Source organism: Pararhizobium sp. DWP1-1-3, from assembly GCF_049896125.1.
GTDB lineage: Bacteria > Pseudomonadota > Alphaproteobacteria > Rhizobiales > Rhizobiaceae > Pararhizobium.
Map to the genome: position 1 here is coordinate 1 of NZ_JAFCTR010000044.1, position 1,277 is coordinate 1,277.

1 protein-coding gene is annotated in these 1,277 nt (G+C 56.2%); it reads left to right on the forward strand.

Annotated elements, in window-relative coordinates; translation table 11 throughout:
• Window positions 1-44 precede the first annotated feature (44 nt).
• Window positions 45-1,070, forward strand: coding sequence for an IS110 family transposase (locus ACP7BS_RS29690; protein ID WP_426240919.1), 1,026 nt, complete (start codon window positions 45-47; stop codon window positions 1,068-1,070).
• Window positions 1,071-1,277 lie beyond the last annotated feature (207 nt).

Genomic DNA, 1,277 nt, shown 5'->3' on the forward strand with positions numbered 1-1,277 from the left:
GTGCCAAAGTGCGGGTGTGCTTAGAACCAGCAAGGAGGACGTCCATGAACGAGATTAGCATCATCGGCCTGGATTTGGCAAAGAACGTGTTCCAGATCCACGGCGCAGGTCCAGACGGAAGGGTTGCGCTGCGTAAGAAACTGAACCGTGGGAGATTGCTTGAGTTCTTTGCCAAGCTCCCCATCTGCGTAGTGGCGATGGAAGCCTGTGCCAGCGCCCATTATTGGGGAAGAGAAATTGGTAAGTTCGGCCACGAGATCAGACTGATCAACCCGTCCTATGTTAAGCCCTTCGTCAAACGGCAGAAGAATGATGCTGCCGATGCGGAAGCTATAGCGGAAGCAGCGTCGCGACCGACGATGCGGTTTGTAAGCGTCAAAAGTGCCGAGAAACAAGCTTCATCCATGACGTTCAAGGTGCGCGATCTATTGGTTCGACAGCGCACGCAAACAGCCAATGCATTACGCGGGCACCTTATGGAGTATGGGCTGATCGTTCCTCAAGGGATCAAACACATACCGCTCCTGCATGAGCAAATAGCGGCACATCCCGATCTGCCTGAAGTTGCTAGAATGCTGTGCAAAGGGTTGTTGGAACAAGTCGTGTTTCTCTCCGAACAGATCGCCGTGCTGGAGAAGGAACTCCGTACCCGCGCCAGACAGGATGATCTCGCCTCGCGGCTAATGACTATTCCGGGTGTCGGCCCGATTTGCGCAACGGCGATCGAAGCACTGGCTCCGCCGGCAGAAATCTTCTCCAAGGGGCGCGACTTCGCGGCATGGATTGGGCTCACCCCTAAACAAAACTCTTCCGGCGGTAAGGATCGTCTCGGAAAGGTTTCGAAGATGGGGCAACGCGACCTTCGCCGCCTGCTTGTCCTCGGCGCGACCGCGGTTGTCCGCTGGGCGAGACGGTACGGAGCGCCAGCGAGGTCCTGGTTGGCAAGAATGCTTTTGAAGAAGCCGCCGAAACTTGTTGCAGTTGCTTTGGCGAATAAATTGGCGCGAACCGCTTGGGCTCTGATGGCTCGCGGCGGCGTCTATCAAGCTCCGGCGCCTGGTTCTGTCTAGGGCAGAACAGGACCGCGAGACGTCGGAATGTGGTGAGGTCTAACAGAGGATTATGGGCAATCGGTCAGAAACAGGATCAGAAGAACCAACAGATTGATGAGTGCCTCGAGCACGCCGACCCGAATTGGATCTGATCCACGTATTCCATAAGGGCCCGCGACGTGTTGAAGTCGCTATACGAGGCCGGACACACGTCAGCACCCGACC